The sequence below is a fragment of the Acinetobacter sp. IK40 genome (genome assembly GCF_035615075.1).
GTDB lineage: Bacteria > Pseudomonadota > Gammaproteobacteria > Pseudomonadales > Moraxellaceae > Acinetobacter > Acinetobacter courvalinii.
In genome coordinates, this window is record NZ_JANBOE010000027.1 from 1 (window position 1) to 2,318 (window position 2,318).

A 2,318-nucleotide genomic window follows, 5' to 3' on the forward strand; every position below is an offset into this window, starting at 1 on the left:
AGGTAATAAAGTCATTACCAATGTTGCTGACGGTGTAAATGGTAAAGATGCAGTCAATGTTGATCAGTTAACCAAAACCAAAGATGGTCTGGATAACAAGATTACTGATACCAACAACAAGTTAGACGACGCTAAAAAAGACTTGGGTAACCAGATCACGGATACCAATAACAAGTTAAATGACACTAAAGATCAGTTAACCAATCAGATTACTGATACCAAGACTGAGCTAAACAGCAAGATTGACAACACCAAGACCGAGTTGCAAAACAAGGGCTTGAACTTTGCCGGCAATGCGGGTAAAGACGTTCACCGTAACTTGGGTGACAAGCTCAACATCGTGGGTGGTGCGGATGCTGCAACAGCAGAAGACAAGACCAGCGGTGAAAATGTCATTACCCGTACGACTGAAGATGGCATCAAGATCGAATTGTTGAAAGATGCGAAGTTCGACAGCATCACCACTGGCGACAGCGTACTCAACAACAATGGCTTAACCATCAAAGATGGTGCAAGCATCACTAAAGATGGCATCAATGCAGGTAATAAAGTCATTACCAATGTTGCTGACGGTTCAATTACCAATGGTTCTAAAGATGCCGTGAATGGCGGTCAGATCAAGCATATTTCTGACAGCATCAAGAACAGCATAGGTGGTAACACCACGGTTAATCCGGATGGCAGTATCACCACGAATAACATTGGTGGTACAGGTAAAAACAATATCAATGATGCGATCAAGTCAGTCGATGACAAGGTGACCAATGGTGTAAATGACCTGACCAATAAAGGTCTCAACTTTGCTGGCAATGCGGGTAAAGATGTTCATCGTAACTTGGGTGACAAGCTAAACATCGTAGGTGGCGCTGATGCTGCAACAACAGAAGACAAGACTAGCGGTGAAAATGTCATTACCCGTACAACGGCAGATGGTATCAAGATCGAGTTGTTGAAAGATGCGAAGTTCGACAGCATCACCACTGGCGACAGCGTACTCAACAACAATGGCTTAACCATCAAAGATGGTGCAAGCATCACTAAAGATGGCATCAATGCAGGTAATAAAGTTATTACTAACGTTGCTGATGGTGTAAATGGTAAAGATGCAGTCAATGTTGACCAGTTAACCAAAACCAAAGATGGTCTGGATAACAAGATTACCGATACCAACAACAAGTTAGATGATGCTAAAAAAGACTTGGGTAACCAGATCACGGATACCAATAACAAGTTAAATGACACTAAAGATCAGTTAACCACTCAGATTACCGATACCAAAACTGAGTTAAATAACACGATCAATAACACCAAGACTGAGCTAAATAGCAAGATTGACAACACCAAGACCGAGTTAGAAAACAAGGGCTTGAACTTTGCTGGTAATGCCGGTGCAGACGTTCACCGTAACTTGGGTGACAAGCTCAACATCGTCGGTGGCGCTGATGCTGCAACAGCAGAAGACAAGACCAGCGGTGAAAATGTCATTACCCGTACCACAGCAGATGGCATCAAGATCGAATTGTTGAAAGATGCGAAGTTCGACAGCATCACCACTGGCGACAGCGTACTCAACAACAATGGCTTAACCATCAAAGATGGCCCAAGCATCACTAAAGATGGCATCAATGCAGGTAATAAAGTTATTACTAACGTTGCTGACGGTTCAATTGCCAATGGTTCTAAAGATGCCGTGAATGGCGGTCAGATCAAGCATATTTCTGACAGCATCAAGAACAGCATCGGTGGTAACACCACGGTTAATCCGGACGGTAGCATCACCACGAATAACATTGGTGGCACAGGTAAAAACAACATCAATGATGCGATCAAGTCAGTCGATGACAAGGTGACTAATGGTGTAAATGACCTGACCAATAAAGGTCTCAACTTTGCTGGCAATGCAGGTAAAGACGTTCATCGTAAGTTGGGTGACAAGCTCAACATTGTGGGCGGTGCTGATGCTGCAACAGCAGAAGACAAAACCAGCGGTGAAAATGTCATTACCCGTACAACTGAAGATGGCATCAAGATTGAATTGTTGAAAGATGCGAAGTTCGACAGCATTACCACTGGCGACAGCGTACTCAACAACAATGGCTTGACCATCAAAGATGGTGCAAGCATCACTAAAGATGGCATCAATGCAGGTAATAAAGTTATTACCAATGTTGCTGACGGTTCAATTGCCAAGGGTTCTAAAGATGCCGTGAATGGCGGTCAGATCAAGAATATTTCTGACAGCATCAAGAACAGCATAGGTGGTAACACCACGGTTAATCCGGATGGCAGTATCACCACGAATAACATTGGTGGTACAG

1 pseudogene is annotated in these 2,318 nt (G+C 43.5%); it reads left to right on the forward strand.

Annotation, left to right across the window (positions count from 1 at the left end):
* Nucleotides 1–2,318: pseudogene (locus MSG93_RS19215) on the forward strand (cell surface protein); the annotation flags it as partial.